At 70.2% G+C, this 14,953-nt stretch carries 17 protein-coding genes and 3 tRNA genes; 9 read left to right on the top strand and 11 right to left on the bottom strand.

Features of this window, described 5'->3' with window-relative positions; genetic code table 11:
• Positions 1–27: 27 nt before the first annotated feature.
• Both IEY73_RS15920 and IEY73_RS15925 read left to right on the top strand, forming a co-directional pair.
• On the top strand, positions 28–591 hold the full coding sequence (locus IEY73_RS15920; RefSeq protein WP_189079984.1) for a hypothetical protein: 564 nt from the start codon (positions 28–30) through the stop codon (positions 589–591).
• Entirely contained in the window at positions 588–1,859 is a 1,272-nt protein-coding gene (locus IEY73_RS15925) for a PrsW family intramembrane metalloprotease (protein ID WP_229715864.1), read from the top strand. Before IEY73_RS15920 ends, IEY73_RS15925 begins: the two co-directional genes overlap by 4 nt.
• Before the next feature lie 19 nt (positions 1,860–1,878).
• On the opposite strand, the gene IEY73_RS15930 is transcribed toward IEY73_RS15925, so the two are convergent.
• Complete coding sequence (locus IEY73_RS15930; protein WP_189079985.1) at positions 1,879–2,127, bottom strand: hypothetical protein; 249 nt, start codon at positions 2,125–2,127, stop codon at positions 1,879–1,881.
• Between the two features lie 146 nt (positions 2,128–2,273).
• On the opposite strand from IEY73_RS15930, the gene IEY73_RS15935 reads away from it, so the two are divergent.
• The 3 genes from IEY73_RS15935 (at position 2,274) to IEY73_RS15945 (ending at position 3,821) form a co-directional block, all read left to right on the top strand.
• Positions 2,274–2,624, top strand: a complete 351-nt coding sequence (locus IEY73_RS15935; RefSeq protein WP_189080011.1) for a hotdog fold thioesterase — start codon at positions 2,274–2,276, stop codon at positions 2,622–2,624.
• Positions 2,625–2,704: 80 nt separating this feature from the next.
• A complete protein-coding gene (locus tag IEY73_RS15940; protein ID WP_189079986.1) occupies positions 2,705–3,097 on the top strand; it encodes a hypothetical protein in 393 nt (130 codons plus the stop codon).
• 37 nt (positions 3,098–3,134) lie between these two features.
• A complete protein-coding gene (locus IEY73_RS15945; RefSeq protein WP_189079987.1) occupies positions 3,135–3,821 on the top strand; it encodes a DUF2786 domain-containing protein in 687 nt (228 codons plus the stop codon).
• 52 nt (positions 3,822–3,873) lie between these two features.
• Here the strand turns inward: IEY73_RS15945 and IEY73_RS15950 are convergent, their stop codons facing one another.
• The 10 genes from IEY73_RS15950 to IEY73_RS15995 all read right to left on the bottom strand — a co-directional run bounded on the left by IEY73_RS15950 (position 3,874) and on the right by IEY73_RS15995 (position 9,750).
• Positions 3,874–4,191 (bottom strand): STAS domain-containing protein, encoded by a 318-nt coding sequence (locus IEY73_RS15950; RefSeq protein ID WP_189079988.1) that lies wholly within the window; start codon positions 4,189–4,191, stop codon positions 3,874–3,876.
• A 24-nt stretch (positions 4,192–4,215) separates the two neighbouring features.
• Complete coding sequence (locus IEY73_RS15955) at positions 4,216–4,647, bottom strand: ATP-binding protein (protein ID WP_189079989.1); 432 nt, start codon at positions 4,645–4,647, stop codon at positions 4,216–4,218.
• 100 nt (positions 4,648–4,747) lie between these two features.
• Complete coding sequence (locus IEY73_RS15960) at positions 4,748–5,080, bottom strand: hypothetical protein (RefSeq protein ID WP_189079990.1); 333 nt, start codon at positions 5,078–5,080, stop codon at positions 4,748–4,750.
• Between the two features lie 42 nt (positions 5,081–5,122).
• Positions 5,123–5,199 (bottom strand) — tRNA-Phe (locus tag IEY73_RS15965).
• 14 nt (positions 5,200–5,213) lie between these two features.
• Positions 5,214–5,287, bottom strand: a tRNA-Asp gene (locus IEY73_RS15970).
• A gap of 22 nt (positions 5,288–5,309) precedes the next feature.
• Positions 5,310–5,382 (bottom strand) — tRNA-Glu (locus IEY73_RS15975).
• Between the two features lie 134 nt (positions 5,383–5,516).
• Positions 5,517–6,563: a MerR family transcriptional regulator gene (locus IEY73_RS15980; protein WP_189079991.1), complete on the bottom strand. Its 1,047-nt coding sequence runs from the start codon at positions 6,561–6,563 to the stop codon at positions 5,517–5,519.
• Positions 6,553–7,128: an isopentenyl-diphosphate Delta-isomerase gene (gene idi / locus IEY73_RS15985; protein ID WP_189079992.1), complete on the bottom strand. Its 576-nt coding sequence runs from the start codon at positions 7,126–7,128 to the stop codon at positions 6,553–6,555. Before idi ends, IEY73_RS15980 begins: the two co-directional genes overlap by 11 nt.
• Positions 7,125–8,606, bottom strand: coding sequence for a phytoene desaturase family protein (gene crtI, locus IEY73_RS15990; protein ID WP_189079993.1), 1,482 nt, complete (start codon positions 8,604–8,606; stop codon positions 7,125–7,127). Before crtI ends, idi begins: the two co-directional genes overlap by 4 nt.
• 31 nt (positions 8,607–8,637) lie before the next feature.
• Positions 8,638–9,750 (bottom strand): polyprenyl synthetase family protein, encoded by a 1,113-nt coding sequence (locus IEY73_RS15995; protein ID WP_229715865.1) that lies wholly within the window; start codon positions 9,748–9,750, stop codon positions 8,638–8,640.
• A gap of 67 nt (positions 9,751–9,817) precedes the next feature.
• On the opposite strand from IEY73_RS15995, the gene IEY73_RS16000 reads away from it, so the two are divergent.
• The 4 genes from IEY73_RS16000 to IEY73_RS16015 all read left to right on the top strand — a co-directional run bounded on the left by IEY73_RS16000 (position 9,818) and on the right by IEY73_RS16015 (position 14,510).
• A complete protein-coding gene (locus tag IEY73_RS16000) occupies positions 9,818–10,702 on the top strand; it encodes a phytoene/squalene synthase family protein (protein WP_189079994.1) in 885 nt (294 codons plus the stop codon).
• On the top strand, positions 10,699–12,033 hold the full coding sequence (locus IEY73_RS16005; protein ID WP_189079995.1) for a cryptochrome/photolyase family protein: 1,335 nt from the start codon (positions 10,699–10,701) through the stop codon (positions 12,031–12,033). The genes IEY73_RS16000 and IEY73_RS16005 overlap by 4 nt, the downstream gene beginning before the upstream one ends.
• Before the next feature lie 206 nt (positions 12,034–12,239).
• Entirely contained in the window at positions 12,240–13,598 is a 1,359-nt protein-coding gene (locus IEY73_RS16010) for a dihydrolipoyl dehydrogenase family protein (RefSeq protein WP_189079996.1), read from the top strand.
• 57 nt (positions 13,599–13,655) lie between these two features.
• Positions 13,656–14,510 carry a Rieske (2Fe-2S) protein gene (locus IEY73_RS16015; RefSeq protein ID WP_189079997.1) on the top strand — a complete coding sequence of 285 codons (855 nt, stop codon included), beginning with the start codon at positions 13,656–13,658 and terminating at the stop codon, positions 14,508–14,510.
• Positions 14,511–14,953 lie beyond the last annotated feature (443 nt).

Genomic DNA, 14,953 nt, shown 5'->3' on the forward strand with positions numbered 1-14,953 from the left:
ACGGCCATTGACCGGTAACGTTGTGCCATGGGGAAGGTCACGCGGCGTCAGCTGACCGACCTCCTCGGCATGCTCGGCGTCGTCGCCGTCCTGGCCGGCTTGGCCATCGGTCTTCCCGCCGTCGACGCAGCGCTTCCGGCCAACCGCCCGGTCAGCCCGGACCGACGGTACGAGATCGGTGCCGGGGTGACCGTGCTTCCCCCCTCCGGTGCGGTGCTCGACGTGACCGCGACCCGACCTGGCGATCTTCGGGGCAGTGCGCTGTTCCGGCTCGGGCCGGTGCGCTACCTCATCGCCGTCCGTCCCTTCCACGGCGACGTGGAAGCCGCGGCGGCAAGCCTGCGCGCGCGGATCACCGGCACCCCTGGCTATCAGGTCACCGGAACCCAGCGCAGCATCACCACCGACTACGGCCGGCAGGGGCTGCAAGGCGGATACACCGCCCCAGGTCGCAGCGGCCGGTACGCCGTGTTCGTCGCGAGCGGCCTCTCCGCGGAGGTCACCGTCGCCGGGGCGGATCTGGACCTGGGGCACCGCCTGTCCGCCGTCGAGCGGAGCACCATGAGCCTGCGATTTCCGGAGCAATCGTGACCGCGGTGCGGCCGGCACCGACCGGCGGCACCCTGCGCGCGGGCCTTCTCCGACAGCCCGCGTTCTGGGTGGTCGCCGCTCTGCTGGCGGCCGGCATGATCCGGATCACCGCGATCGGTGTGCACCTCGGCACGGAATATCCCCGCGCCATGCTGACCGCGACCGTCCTGTTCGCCCTTCTCGCTGTCCCGTTCTGGTGGTTCGTGGTGGAGCTGGACTTCCTGGAACGGGAACCGGCGGCCTTGCTGACCATGGCCTTCGGCTGGGGCGCGTTCGTGGCAACCAGCGTCTCGCTGCCCGGCGGCGCGGCGCTGGACGACCTGGTCGCCAAGCTTGGTTCGCCGACGCTTGCCGCGGACTGGGGGGCTGCCCTCGCCAGCCCGACCGTCGAGGAGATCGCCAAAGCGGCGGGCATCGCGGCCATCGCGCTTGTCGCCCGAGGGCATGTCAACAGCGTCCTGGACGGCGTGGTCTACGGCGCCATGGTGGGACTGGGATTTCAGATCGTCGAGGACATCGTCTACGCGCTCGGCGCGGTGGCGCTGGCCGGCCAGGGTGACGAGGCGCAGCCCGTGATCGCCACCTTCCTCCTGCGTGGCTTCCTAGCTGGGGTGTGGAGCCATACGCTCTTCAGTGCCCTGGCCGGCGCGGGCATCGGCTTTCTGGTGGTGCACCGGGAACGCCGGTGGCGGGAACGGATCGGCGTGGCGGCGCTGGCCATGCTGGGCGCCTGGGGCTCGCACATGCTGTGGAACTCGCCGCTGCTGCGCGACGGGCTGGGCAACGGCCTGCTGGCGTTGCTCGCCGTGCTGGTGTTCAAGGGTCTCCCGCCGCTCCTGCTGATCCTTTACCTGGTGCGCCGCGCGCACGACCGGGAGGCGGACTACTACGTCGGACAGCTCTCCACCCTGCACGATCGGGAGGTCATCACGGATCGCGAGCTGGCTGTCCTGCGTTCCGGTTCGCGGCGCGCGGCGGCCCGGTGGTACGCCGACGAACGAGCCGGTCACCGGGCACGTCGAGCCGTGCGTCGCCTGCAACGGGCCCAGGCCGGGCTGGCGGTCGAGATCAGCCGCTCCGGCCCGGCCGAGCGTCATCGCGACGAGATTCGCCAGCAGCGCAGTGTGCTGATCCGGCTCGGGCATCCGGAAGCCATCGACCCGCCCACCGCGTCCGGGACCTGGCGCCGCCGCGCGTGGGCGGTGATCAGCACCGTGGTGGCGGTCGCCGTCGTCTGGGTCGCGTTGAGCGCGCTCGGCGGAAGCTGACCGGAGAGGCCGCTTCCGCTCAGTCGCGCGGAGGGATGCCCCCATCGCCGTCGACGACCGTGTCCGGCGTGCCGTCCTCGTCCAGGTCAACCATCGTGATGTCGACCTTGCCATCACCGTCCGTGTCGAACTGGTAGAGATCGGCCTTGCCGTCGCCGTCGGTGTCGGAGACCCAGACGTCGGGCTTGCCATCGCCGTTAGTGTCCGTGGCGAGCAGGTCGACCCGGTCCTCACCTCGGGTCTCGACGGTTTCCTTCGGCTCGGTCATCGATCATTCTCCTCGACTAGGGGTTCCTCAACGGTAGGGTGCCGCGGCGGAGTCCGCGACCCGAGCAGACGGTAACGTGACTCGCCGTGGACGAGGCATCTGACGGCCTGAGTCTTCTCGGCCCGGGCGGGGAGCTCGGCGAGCGGATGGGCATCGAATTCACTGAGGCATCGCCCGACCGAGTGGTGGCCACCATGCCGGTCGAGGGCAACACCCAACCGTTCGGGCTGCTGCACGGCGGAGCGTCATGCGTGCTGGCCGAGTCGTTGGGTTCGGTCGGCGCCGCGCTGCACGGACAGACCGTGGACCGGCCCGTCGCCGTGGGCGTGGACATCAACGCCACCCACCACAAGGCCGTACGCGCAGGTCGGGTGACCGGGGTGGCGACGCCGGCGCATCGCGGACGGACCATGACCACCTACGAGGTCGTGATCACCGACGAGCGGGGCGATCGGGTGTGCACCGCCCGCATCACCTGCCTGCTGCGTCCCGCTTAGGCCGTGTTCTCCGTGTGGCGCAATCAACGAGTTGGCCGTCGGCGGTGCGATTCTTGACCCCTCCACGTACCTTTTGGTGCGTGACGGAGGTACCACAGCACGCGATCGACGACGCCGCGAATGTGCTGCACTGCGCACTGACCGGTGACACTGACGCGGTGGTCGGCACCTTCGATGCGGTGGTCGACCGCTCCGGGGTGGTCGGCGCTTACGACGTCGCCTGGTGCCTGGCCGCCACCATGGTCGGGCAGAACGTGCCCAGCGGCGGGGCGTGGACCCTCGACTTTCCCGGCATCGATCAGGCGCGTTACGACAAGCGCTGGGTCGCCCGGTTCGTCAGCGCTTACGTGAACGGCGACGTGTCCACCGGGGAGGCCCTGTTCAGCGCGGCCATCGCGGACGGTCAACTGCCGGACTGCCTGCTCGCGCTGGCCGGCTCCACGGTCGCCACACTCCGGCACCGCGCGGCATGAGCCTCCCCGCCACGACCGGCGACCTTCCGGCGGCAGTGTGAGCCCGCTTCTGGATCGCGTACGCAAATTGCTCGCCAAGGCCGAGGATCCCGCCTGCACCCCGGCGGAGGCGGAGGCGTTCACCGCGAAGGCCGCCGAGCTGATCGCCAAGTACGGTGTCGATCGCGCGCTGCTCGCGGCCGACGGCCGTACGCCGGATCCGGTGGGTGATCGCATGATGACGGTCGTCCCGCCGTACGCCCGGGACAAGGCTGCGCTGCTCGCCGTGGTCGCCTTGGCCCTGCGGTGCCGGGTGGTGCACCTGGAACGCCGCGGCGGCGCGCGTACCCACCTGTTCGGTCACGACGCCGACCTGGAACGGGCGGAGCTGTTGTTCACGTCGTTGCTGGTGCAAGCGGCGCATGGGCTGACCGCGGCGGCAGTGCCGAGCGGTGAACATCCTGCGGCGTTCCGGCGCTCCTGGCTGGTGGGATACACCGAGGCGGTCCGGGGGCGGCTGCTTGCCGCGGAACGGGCGGCCACCCGGGAGGCGGAACGGTCCGCAGGCACCGGCGCCGAGCTGGTTCTGCGTGACCGCACCAGCGAGGTGGAACGGCGACGCGACGAGGTCTACCCGCACCTGACGAAGGTCGGTCCGCGGAGGCTGCTGGGCACCGGCCGGCGACAGGGATATGCCGCGGGCCGGGTCGCCGATCTGGGATCGCAGCGGCGGCTGTCCCACTGAACCGTCAACGTGGTGGAGCCGGCGGGTCCCGCAGCCGGTCAGGCGCAGGCGTTCAGTCGTCGAACAGCTCCAGCACGCCGGAAACCGTCAGCACTCGCAGCACCAGGCCCTGCGGATTGACCGCGCGGAACGGCACCTTCTCCGCCTTGGCGGCGTTCATACCGTCGAGCAGGGCACCGATCGCCTCGGACTCGATGAAGGCGGTGTCGGAGAAGTCGATGATCACGCCGCCGGCGCCGGCCTCGGCAACCGCAGCCAGCACGATGTCCCGCAGGTCGTCACGAACGGTGATGTCGAGCTCTCCGCCGAGCCGGAGGCGGACGACATCACCTTCGTGGTGACTTGTGATGCAGTGGTCGGGTTCGGCCATGGCGTGATCGTAGCCGTGAGGCAATCAAGCTGCCGGGGCTTCGAACTGCGCCCAGACGTGCTTGGTCTTGCCCTCCACGTACCATCCGATGTCGAGGGCCAGCTTTCGGGCGAGCTGAAGCCCCAGCCCGCCGGCACCCGGCGGGCGAGCCTCGGCGAACTCGGGAATGACCAGCGGATCGTGATCCGCCACGTCGAGCACGAAAACGACCTCCGCACGGCCGAGCCGCACAATGGTCGGTGGCAGACTGTGCCGCAGCGCGTTGGTGGCCAGTTCGGTCGCCACGATTATCATCTTGTCCGGGACGTCGCCGAGTTCCGCGTTCGGCGAGAAGGTCTCGTTGACGAGCGTCTGCTGCAAGGACGAGCGCAGCACGCGGAGCTCGGTGGCAGTGCCCAGCACCCACTGGCGGATCTCCGTGGTGGCAGGCGGCAGCGACGACGTCAGTGAGGCCATGCCTCATGGTGCCCGATCACGGTGCGTTCCATTCGCGCGGGCACCCACTTCGAGACGCACCCGACGTCATCGGTGGAGTCCATGCCCAGTGCGGCAGCACTCATCCGTCGGCCGGTGGCAGGCCCATCAGTCGGCGGATGGCGGCGACACCGAGGTCATCGGCCTCCTGATCGGCCTTCATCGTCTCTCCGAAGCTGGCGCGGATGGTGCTCCAGACGCCGTCGTGCTCGGCGATGATGCGGTAGACGGAGAAAGGGCTGCCCTTCGGGTCGTTGTAGCGCTGGATGACGACGTCGTGCGTGCCGGCGGGCGCGTTCCAGCCCTCGCCGGTGCAGCGCCAAGGGGTGTGGTGAGATCGCGGCGGCGGCGTCCGGAGAACTCGGCGTGGCCGAGGCGGAAGACCGTGTCCGGCGGTGCAACAAAGCCCCCACATGCGGTAACGCAGGTGAGGGCTTGCTTGACCCGGTTCGGATCGTGGTGGCCAGGGGCGGGGTCGAACCGCCGACCTTCCGATTTTCAGTCGGACGCTCGTACCAACTGAGCTACCTGGCCGCGACAACGCTGAGCGGTCCTGACGGGACTTGAACCCGCGACCTCCGCCTTGACAGGGCGGCGAGCACTCCGACTGCTCCACAGGACCTTGCTATCTAGCTGTACTGCAGTGCCCCCAACGGGATTCGAACCCGTGCTACCGCCTTGAAAGGGCGGCGTCCTGGGCCACTAGACGATGAGGGCAACGCCGCCATCATTGCATACCTGGCAATGCTCGGCGGTGTGGGCCCCAACCGGCCTCGCTTGAGGCGAGCAAAAGCATACGTGATCGACCGGCCAGCCTCCAAACCGGTATCCCCGGTCCGGAAAACACCTGGTCACGCTGCTGCCGCCCGAATCACCCGTACGGCGTCGGCGAGGCTGCAGAGCATCGGCACCTCGCCGGGTAGCGCCTCCGGCGACCAGCCGGGCCCGGCTGCCGCCACGAGCATCGGGCGGCGCGGACCGGTGAGTAGTCGTTCCAGGTCGGAGGGGTGAGCGGTCTCGGGTAGCTGCGACCACATCACGACCACCGCCGGCCCGGTGCGGGCTACCGCGTCGGACAGGGCCCGGGACGGTACGCGTGCCCCGAGCATGCGTGTGGGCGTACCGGCCTCGGCGAGCGCTGCCGCGAGTGCTTCCAGGGGAAGGGTGTGCTGCTCCTCGTCGGCGGCGGTCAGCAGGACTCGTGGCAGGTAGGTGGCCGACGGCCGGGGTACCGCGCCGAGGACTTCGCTGATGCACCGGGAGGCGAGGTGCTCGACCTCGATGAAGCGTTGGGTGGCTTGATAGCGCGCGCCGATGCCGATCAGCACGGGCAAGATGATCTCATCCCAGGCGCGGACCACCCCGTGCCCGGCGATGGAGGACTGCAGGATGTCCCGGGCCGCGGGGGCGTCCAGGCGCATCGCGGCGCGAGCGAGGCCGCGTGCCGTCGGCCCGGCCCGGCCGACGGGGATGGCCAGCCCTCCGCCGTCGCGCGCGGGGCGGCGGGGGCCCGAGATGCCAGGGGCGGCGCGAGGTGTTCCGATGCCGGGTGCGGGCATGTCGTCGGTGGCACCGGGGGCGGCGTCGGCGGTGGGCCCGCCCGCGGCGGGTTCCCGCTCGGGTGTGTCGGCGGTGACATCGTCCGGTCCGGTGCCGATGTCCAGGGGCACCGGCACCCGACGTGCCCACGCGGCCGCTTCGGCCGGTGCCACCCCCTGTGCGGTGAGCCGCCGCATCACCTGGAGGCGGTCCATGTCCTCGGCGGTGTATCGCCGGTGCCGGCCGGGAACATGCTGGCTGGGCCCCAGCCCGTACCGCTGGTGCCAGGTGCGGAGCGTGGTGACCGCGACGCCGAGCCGGCGTGCGACCGCTCCGGCCGTCAGCGCTTCATCGCCCACCTGAGGTCTCCGGAGCGTCGGGCGGCGTGCCGGGTGCGACGAGCAGACCGGCCACACCGCGCAGCCACGGCGCGTACGCCCGGGGGTCGGCGCCGATCGTCGGCATCAGGGTTTCGACGTGTTCCCAGCGCAGGTCCGCCACCTCGTCCGGGTCGGGCATCAGCTTTCGACCCTGCGGCATGGCACCGACCAGCACATGGTCGTATTCGTACTCCACGCGTCCGCTGGCCGGGTCTTCGGCGTAATAGGTGTAGACCCCTACCTCGCGCAGTTCCACGCCACCGACGCCGATCTCCTCGACCAGGCGACGGGCGGCGGACACGGCCAGGTCCTCGCCCGGCTCCGGGTGCCCGCAGCAGGTGTTCGCCCAGCGCAGCGGAAACCGCGTCTTGGCCGCCGAGCGTTGCTGCAGCAGCACACGTCCCTGCGCGTCTCGCAGGAAGACCGAGAAGGCACGATGCAGCCGGCCGGGCACCTGATGTGCCTCCTGCACGGTGGTCTCGCCCATGGGTCGTCCGTCGGTGTCGACGAGTTCGACGAGGTGTTTCTCGCGGGACAGGGTCATCGGGAGCCTCCGGTGATCCGGGCTGCGGCGAGCTTGCCGGAGATCAGCACCATCGGCACGCCCACGCCGGGCTGGGTGCCGGAACCGGTGAACACCACGTTGTCGAGTGCCGGGTGCAGGTTTCCCGGGCGGAACGGGCCGGTTTGGCCGAAGGTGTGCGCGGAGGCGAACGGGGTGCCCGCGGCCATGCCCTGCGCGGCCCAGTCGGCGGGGCTGACGACGCGCAGCACCTCCACCCCGTCGCCGAAGCCGACGTAACCGCGGCGTTCCAGCACGCGGATCAGGTCGTCGGCGTAGCGCCGATCCATGCCGCCGCGCCAGTCGATGTCCGCGGCTTCCAGGTTGGGCGTGGGCGCCAGCACATAGTAGGAGTGCCGACCGGCCGGGGCGATCGACGGATCGGTGTGCGTCGGATTGGTGACCAGCAGGGAGGGATCGCTCATCAGGCGGCCCTTGTGGATCACCTCGTCGAAGGTGGCGGCCCAGGCCGCGCCGAAGTGGATGTTGTGGTGCGCGGTCCGGGTGTACGCCTGGCGCGATCCCACGTGCAGGACCATGCACGACGGCGAGTACCGCAGCCGCCGGGTGCGGCGCGGCGGGAGCAGATCCCGGTACGCGACGGGCAGATCCGGGTTCAGCACCACGGTGTCCGCGGGCACGTACTCACCGTCGGCGGTGATGACCCCCGTGGCCCGCCCGCCGGCCGTGGTGACCTTCGCGACGTCGGTGTCGTAGCGGATCTGGACGCCGTGTTTCTCGGCCGCCCCGGCCAGCGCCTTGGGCACCGCGTGCATACCGCCGCGGGGGTGGTAGACGCCGGCCACCGAGTCCAGGTAGGCGATGACCGCGTAGATGGCCAGCGCGTCCTGCGGCGCCAGTCCGGCGTACATCGCTTGGAAGGAGAAGATGCGCCGGGTGCGCGGGTCACGGAAGTATTGATTGATCTTGGGTTGAAGCCGCCGGAAGCCGCCCATCCCCAGGAGCCGGAGAAGGTTGAGGTTCAGCAGGTCGGCCGGGCTGTCCATGTTGCGGTCGATGAAGTCGGTGCGCTCCAACCGCCACAGGCGCCGGGCGAAGTCGACGAAGCGCAGGTAGCCGTCGGCCTCGCGAGGGCCGCAGACGCGAGAGATCTCCGCGGCCATCCGCACCGTGTCCGTCCGCACGTCCAACGTGGAGCCGTCCGGGTAGTACGCGCGGTAGGCCGGGTCCAGCGGCGTCAGGTCGAGCCAATCGGACAGGTTCTCGCCGACCGCGCCCAGCGGCTCGGCGATCAGTTCAGGCATGGTCAACACGGTCGGACCGGTGTCGAACTCGTAACCCTGCAGGGAGAGACGGCCGGCGCGCCCACCGGGCGCGAATGCTCGCTCCATGATGGTCACCCGACGGCCGGCGGCGGCCAGGTGCAGGGCACAGGCGAGCCCGGCCAGCCCGGCTCCGACGATGACCACCCGGTCGGTGGGCCCGGTCACGGTACGCACGGCAGCTCCTGCGGTCGAGATGTCAGGTTCATCATGCCGCCCGATGCGTCGCCGTCACGGCAAGGTCCACCAGCGCTGCCCGCGCGTCGTCGTGCAGCGGAGCGTCGGACAGCGCCGCGACACCCTCGTCGACCCGTTGCCGGATCAGGCCGCGGATTCGGTCCGGGGCGCCGGTGTCGGAGATCACCTGGGCGATGCGAAGGGGGCTTGAGCCGTCGGCGGGGTTGACGACTCCGGCGGGGTCAAGGGTCAGCTCCGCGAGCTGGGCCGGGGTGGCGAGCTGCCGGGCGAGCATCAGCAACGCGGTCGGCTTTCCGGTACGCAAGTCGTCGCCCGCCGGTTTGCCGGTCACCGCCGGGTCGCCGTATACCCCGAGCAGGTCATCGCAGAGCTGGAACGCCTCGCCGATCGCGGTGCCGTACCGGTCGTACGCGTCCTCGACGGCGGAGTCGGTGCCGGCCAACGCCAGGCCGAACTGCAACGGGCGCTGCACGGTGTAGCTGGCGGTCTTGTTGCGGGCGACCAGCAGCGCCCGGTCCACCGTCCAGGCCTCGGGCTGGTGCTCGCCGAGCATGTCGAGGTATTGCCCGGCGACCGCCTCGGCGCGCATCCGGTCGTATCGGGCGCGCGCCGCGAACAGCGTCGACGTGGGCAGCGTCGCATGCGCGAGTAGCTGGTCGGCCCAGACGAGGCACAGGTCTCCGACCAGGATCGCGGCGGCGTCACCGAACCTTTCGGGGTCGCCGCGGCGACCGTCGGCGATGTGTTGCGCAGCCAGCAGCCGGTGCGCCGTCGGCGCACCGCGCCGGGTCGCCGAGGCGTCCATCACGTCGTCGTGCACCAGCGCGAACGCGTGCATCATCTCCAGCGCGGCGATGGCCGGCAGGATCGGGCCGACCGGCTCGCGCGGGCCGGCGAAGCCACGCCACCCCCAGTAGGCGAACGTCGGGCGCAGCCGCTTGCCCTGCCGCAGGACCAGGTCGCGAGTGGTGCGCGCGAAGCCACCGAGGGCCGGGTCGACGGCGTCGAGCTGGGCGATCTGACTGGCGAGGAAGTCAGCCAGGGTTCCCTCGACGGCCGGGACCAAGCCGTCTTCGTGCACGGACTGGCGGGGTATCACGGGCGTGAGGATGTCGTTGGGCACGCGGATGACAGTACCCACGTAACATGAGTTGAGTCGATTGCTGAGTCGGTTTTTAGCGAGGTGCGCGGTGGATATAGACCTGGACGAGGCTTATGAGCGATGTCGCGAGCTGCACCGGCGACACGGACGCACCTACTACCTGGCGACGCGTCTGCTGCCGCGGTGGAAGCGACGGCACGTGCATGCCTTGTACGGTTTCACCCGCTATGCGGACGAGATCGTCGATCGCACCGAAGCGTTACCGCCGGAGGATCGGGCCGCCCGGCTGACCGCGTGGTCCGAGCGCTTCCTGGCCGGCCTGGCCGGCAAACCGGTCGACGATCCGCTGCTGCCGGCCGTGCTGCACACCATCGCGGTCTTCGACATGGACCTGGACGACTTCGCGTCCTTCCTGCGCAGCATGGCGATGGACCTCACGGTCACCTCGTACGCCACCTACGCGGACCTGCTCGACTACATGGAAGGTTCGGCCGCCGTCATCGGCACGATGATGTTGCCGATCCTCGGCTCGCACGACCCGGCTGCGGCCCGCGAGCCGGCCCGCCAACTCGGGTTGGCGTTCCAGCTCACCAACTTCATCCGGGATGTGGATGAGGACCTGGACCGGGGCCGCACCTACCTGCCGGATGCGGACATGGCCACGTTCGGCGTGACCCGCGACGACCTCGCGGAACGGCGCGCCACCCCGGAGATCAAGGCGCTCATCCGGTACGAGGTGGACCGGGCACATGAGCACTACCGGCGGGCCGCGCCGGGCATCCCGATGCTGAACCCGGGCTCGCAGGCGTGCATGCGAACCGCGTACCGGCTGTACGGCGGCATCCTCGACGAGGTCGTGGCCGCCGACTACGACGTGTTCGTGCGGCGGGCCACGGTGCCGAATCGTCGTCGCGCCGCGGTAGCGCTGCGTAGTCTGGTTACGCGTCCCGGCACGGAGGTGGCAGCCGCATGAAGACCGCCGTCGTCCTGTTCACCCGCGATTTGCGTGTGCGCGACAACCCCGCCTTGGCCGCCACCTGCGCCAACGCCGAGCGCGTGGTGCCGCTGTTCGTCTTCGACCCGAAGCTTCAGGAACTGTCCGCGAACCGGGCGAAATTTCTGCACGAGGCGCTCGCCGACCTGCGTGACACTCTCCGTGACAAGGGAGCAGACCTGGTCGTGCGCCGCGGTGATCCGGTCGCGGAAACCATCAAGGTGGCGCGCGAAGTGCATGCCGAGGGCATCGCGCTGGCCGCCGACGTCAGCAACTACGCCCGGCGCCGCCAGCGCGACCTGGAACGCGAGTGCGAGAAGCACCGCATCGCGTTGCGCTCGTTCCCGGGCGTCACGGTGGTGGACCCGGGAGCCGTGCAACCCGGCGGCAGCTCGGACCACTACAAGGTGTTCACGCCGTATCACCGGTCCTGGGCGGCGAGCAAATGGCGCGACGAGGTGGCCACGCCGCGCCGGATCACGCTGCCGGACGGTCTTGCGGTCGGCCGCATGCCGGCCCAGCCCAAGGGAGAATCCCCGGACGCGGCGACCGGCGGCGAGACCGCCGGCCGGCGCCGGTTCAGCACCTGGCTCGACCACATCGGACAGTACGACGATCTGCACGACGACATGGCCGCGGATCGCACCTCGCGGCTCAGCCCGTACCTCCGGTTCGGCTGTGTCTCACCGCTGGCGGTGGCGAACGCGGCGCGGGACAAGGGCGGGGCGGGCGCCGAAGCGTTCGTCCGGCAGCTCGCCTGGCGCGACTTCTACTACCAGGTGACCAACGCCTTCCCGGCGATCTCCACGCGGGCGTACCGCAAGTCCGGCGACCACGACTGGCGCTCCGACGACGACGCCCTCCAGCACTGGCAGAACGGCCTCACCGGGGTGCCGGTGGTGGACGCCGGGATGCGCCAGTTGCGTGCCGAAGGCTGGATGCACAACCGGGCTCGGCTGCTCACCGCCGCCCTGCTGACCAAGCATCTGGGCGTCGACTGGCGGCCCGGCGTGCAATGGTTCTTCCGCTGGCTGCTGGACGGCGACGTGGCGAACAATTCGGGCAACTGGCAATGGACCGCGGGCACCGGTAACGACACCCGGCCCTACCGCCGGTTCAATCCGATCCGCCAAGCCGAACGGTACGACCCTGACGGCGTGTACGTTCGTCGCTACGTACCCGAACTGGCGTCCGTCGAGGGTAAGGCCGTCCACCAGCCTTGGCGGCTTCCCGACGATGTGCGCCGGGGCCTGGATTATCCGGCGCCCCTGGAGTCACACCGCGACGAGGCGGTCTGGCTCCGACCGTGACATCCCGCCCGGTTCGCCGGGTGGGAGTGAGCGGGCTCTGCCGGCACGTTGCGTTCGTCCGTTCGTCCGGCAGGGCCCGCGACAACGTTCCCCGCGGCGCAAACCGGAAACGCTCCCAACCCGTACGGGCGAGCGCGTCGGCCGACGAACCTTAAGATCCGCTGACATCCGCGCCTCCCGGTGCCATCCGGTGCAAAGCTGGGGCCATGGGCGAAGCACAACACGTTGACGTGGTGGTCATCGGTCTCGGGGTCGGCGGCGAGGAAGTGGCCGGGCGGCTCGCCGAGTCCGGCCGCACGGTGGTCGGCGTCGAACACGGCCTTGTCGGCGGCGAGTGCCCGTACTGGGGATGCGTGCCGACGAAGATGATGATCCGCGCCGGCGACGCGCTGGCCGAGTCGCGCCGCATACCCGGCCTGGCCGGCTCGTCGACGCAGACCCCCGATTGGGCACCGGTGGCCAAACGCATCCGGGAGGAGGCGACCGACAGTTGGGATGACAAGGTCGCGGTCGACCGCTTCACCGGCAAGGGCGGGACGTTCGTCCGCGGCCGGGCCACCATCGTCGGCCCGGGCCGGGTTCGCGTCGGCGACCAGGAATATCAAGCTTCCCGTGGGCTGGTCATCGCCACCGGCACCGCGGCGGTGGTGCCACCGGTCGACGGGCTCGCCGGTACGCCGTACTGGACGAACCGGGAAGCGGTCGAGGCCGAGACCCTGCCCGGCTCGCTGGTGGTGCTCGGCGGCGGGGCGATCGGACTGGAACTGTCGCAGGTGATGGCCCGGTTCGGGGTGGACGTCACGGTGATCGAGGGCAGCGAGCGTGTCCTCGCCATGGAAGAGCCGGAATCCTCCGAGACGGCCGCCGCCGCGCTGACCGAGGACGGGGTACGGCTGTGCACCGGGGTACGCGCGCAACGGGTCGGGTACGCCGACGGGCAGTTCACCGTGGACCTGAGCGACGGCACCTCCCGTACGGCGGAGAAGCTCCTGGTCGCCACCGGCCGCGCGGCCCGGCTGGGTGACCTCGGGCTGGAGAACGTCGGGCTGGACCCGACCGCCCGCTTCCTGACCACCGACGAATGGATGCGTGCCGGGGAGAAGATCTGGGCGGTCGGCGATGTCACCGGCAACGGCAATTTCACCCACATGGCCATGTACGAGGCAGACGTCGCGGTGCGCGACATTCTCCGTCAGGGCGGACCGGCCGCGGACTACCGCGCGCGTCCGAGGGTGACCTTCACCGACCCGGAGATCGGCGCCGTCGGCATGACCGGGAAGCAGGCCCGCGACGCCGGGCTCGACGTGCGGGTGGGACACGTCCCGCTGCCGCAGACGTCCCGCGGATTCATCCACGGTCCCGGCAACGCGGGGTTTATCAAGATCATTGCGGCGGATGGCGTGGTGGTCGGTGCGACGACGGCCGGTCCGTCCGGTGGCGAGATGATCGGCGCGCTCGTGCTCGCGGTGCACGCGCGTGTCCCGCTCGCGACTCTGCACAGCACCATCTGGGCGTACCCGACCTTCCACCGGGGCATCGGCTCCGCCCTACCTCCGGTTTCCTGACGGCGGCGTGCCGGTCCGCTTCGGTTTATCGGACCGGTCCGCGGGAATGGCCTTGAGATGTTGCAGCAGATCCTCTCCCGGCTGGAACGGGCCCGCGTGCTCGATGGTGTGAGCGACTGGCTGCAGGGCCGGGTTCAGCAGTTGTCCGGTCCACGTGCCGTGCAGGACGCGTTGCACGGCACGTGGCTGGGTCATCCCCTGCACCCGGTCCTGGTGCAGGTTCCGGTGGGCGCGTTCGTCTCGGCCTCGGTGCTGGACTTCATGCCGCGTGGCCGGCGGGCGGCGACGACGCTGATCACCCTCGGGGTGGCGAGCGCGCCCGCCGCGATGGCCGCCGGGCTGATGGACTGGTCGCAGATGACCAGCGACCGGCGCCGGGTGGGCTTGGTGCACGCCACCGCGAACACCGTGGCGTTGGGCCTCTATGTCAGCTCGTTGATCGCCCGAGGTTCCGGGCGCAAGGCCCGCGGCGTGGGACTCGCCCTGGCCGGGCTGTCGGCCGCCGGTGCCGGTGCCTACCTGGGCGGCCATTTGTCGTACGCGCAGAGCGGCGGCATGAATCAAGCGGCGCCGGAGATCAGCCGGGTACCGCAGGAGTGGACGAGGGTGGGATCGCTCTCCTCGCTTCCGGACGGGAAACCAGCGGTACGCAAGGTGGAGGACGTGCCGATCCTCCTGTTCCGCACCGGCGGCTCGGTGAGCGCGATGATCGAGCGGTGCTCGCACGAGACCGGGCCGCTCGGCGAGGGCGAGATGGTCGGATCGGGGTCCGACGCCTGCGTCGTGTGTCCCTGGCACGGAAGCACCTTCCGCCTGACCGACGGCACCGTGGTGCACGGACCGGCGGCCAACGCTCAGCCCATGCTGCGCACGCGCGTCCGCCAGGGGATGGTCGAGGTCGCCCAGCCGTAGGTCGGGCGGGTGCCCGGTCGCTCCACCTCGCCCGGCGGATCCTCTGCCAGTTGGGTCGTCGGCCGGCCGGGGAGGGGCCGTGAACTGGGCAGATGCACGGCAGGGGTACCCGATTTGGAGCCTGCTCGACCAGGGGGGTAATGTTCTCTCTCGGCAGGGAAACGGGCGAGAGCGCGACCGAGTCGCGACGGCCGTCCTGCAAGTCCACTTCTACGAAGGCGTGACAGCTTGCTGCGCGCCGGACAGTAGCGGGCGTACTGGGTCGAATCGACACCAACCGGGAGATACCGGTTGACAACGGAGATACGACCTAGTAAAGTGGAGCGAGTGCCCCGCTGGTGGCCAGGGTTTGGTTCTGGTTGTTGGTGGTGTGTGGTTGTTCTTTGAGAACTCAACAGGGTGTTTTGTTTAGCCAGTGCCAATTGTTTTGGTGTGTCGTCTGG

The sequence above is a fragment of the Mangrovihabitans endophyticus genome (assembly GCF_014646155.1).
In the GTDB taxonomy this organism is placed as follows: domain Bacteria; phylum Actinomycetota; class Actinomycetes; order Mycobacteriales; family Micromonosporaceae; genus Actinoplanes; species Actinoplanes endophyticus.

Excerpts from the sequence above, each read along its gene's own strand:
- IEY73_RS15955 (WP_189079989.1), bottom strand. The coding sequence starts at position 4,647 with ATGGCCTCACTGACGTCGTCGCTGCCGCCTGCCACCACGGAGATCCGC.
- IEY73_RS15930 (WP_189079985.1), bottom strand. The coding sequence starts at position 2,127 with ATGACCGAGCCGAAGGAAACCGTCGAGACCCGAGGTGAGGACCGGGTC.
- IEY73_RS15920 (WP_189079984.1), top strand. The coding sequence starts at position 28 with ATGGGGAAGGTCACGCGGCGTCAGCTGACCGACCTCCTCGGCATGCTC.
- IEY73_RS15950 (WP_189079988.1), bottom strand. The coding sequence starts at position 4,191 with ATGGCCGAACCCGACCACTGCATCACAAGTCACCACGAAGGTGATGTC.
- IEY73_RS16005 (WP_189079995.1), top strand. The coding sequence starts at position 10,699 with ATGAAGACCGCCGTCGTCCTGTTCACCCGCGATTTGCGTGTGCGCGAC.
- IEY73_RS15935 (WP_189080011.1), top strand. The coding sequence starts at position 2,274 with ATGGGCATCGAATTCACTGAGGCATCGCCCGACCGAGTGGTGGCCACC.
- IEY73_RS16010 (WP_189079996.1), top strand. The coding sequence starts at position 12,240 with ATGGGCGAAGCACAACACGTTGACGTGGTGGTCATCGGTCTCGGGGTC.
- IEY73_RS15960 (WP_189079990.1), bottom strand. The coding sequence starts at position 5,080 with ATGTGGGGGCTTTGTTGCACCGCCGGACACGGTCTTCCGCCTCGGCCA.
- IEY73_RS16015 (WP_189079997.1), top strand. The coding sequence starts at position 13,656 with ATGTTGCAGCAGATCCTCTCCCGGCTGGAACGGGCCCGCGTGCTCGAT.
- idi (WP_189079992.1), bottom strand. The coding sequence starts at position 7,128 with ATGACCCTGTCCCGCGAGAAACACCTCGTCGAACTCGTCGACACCGAC.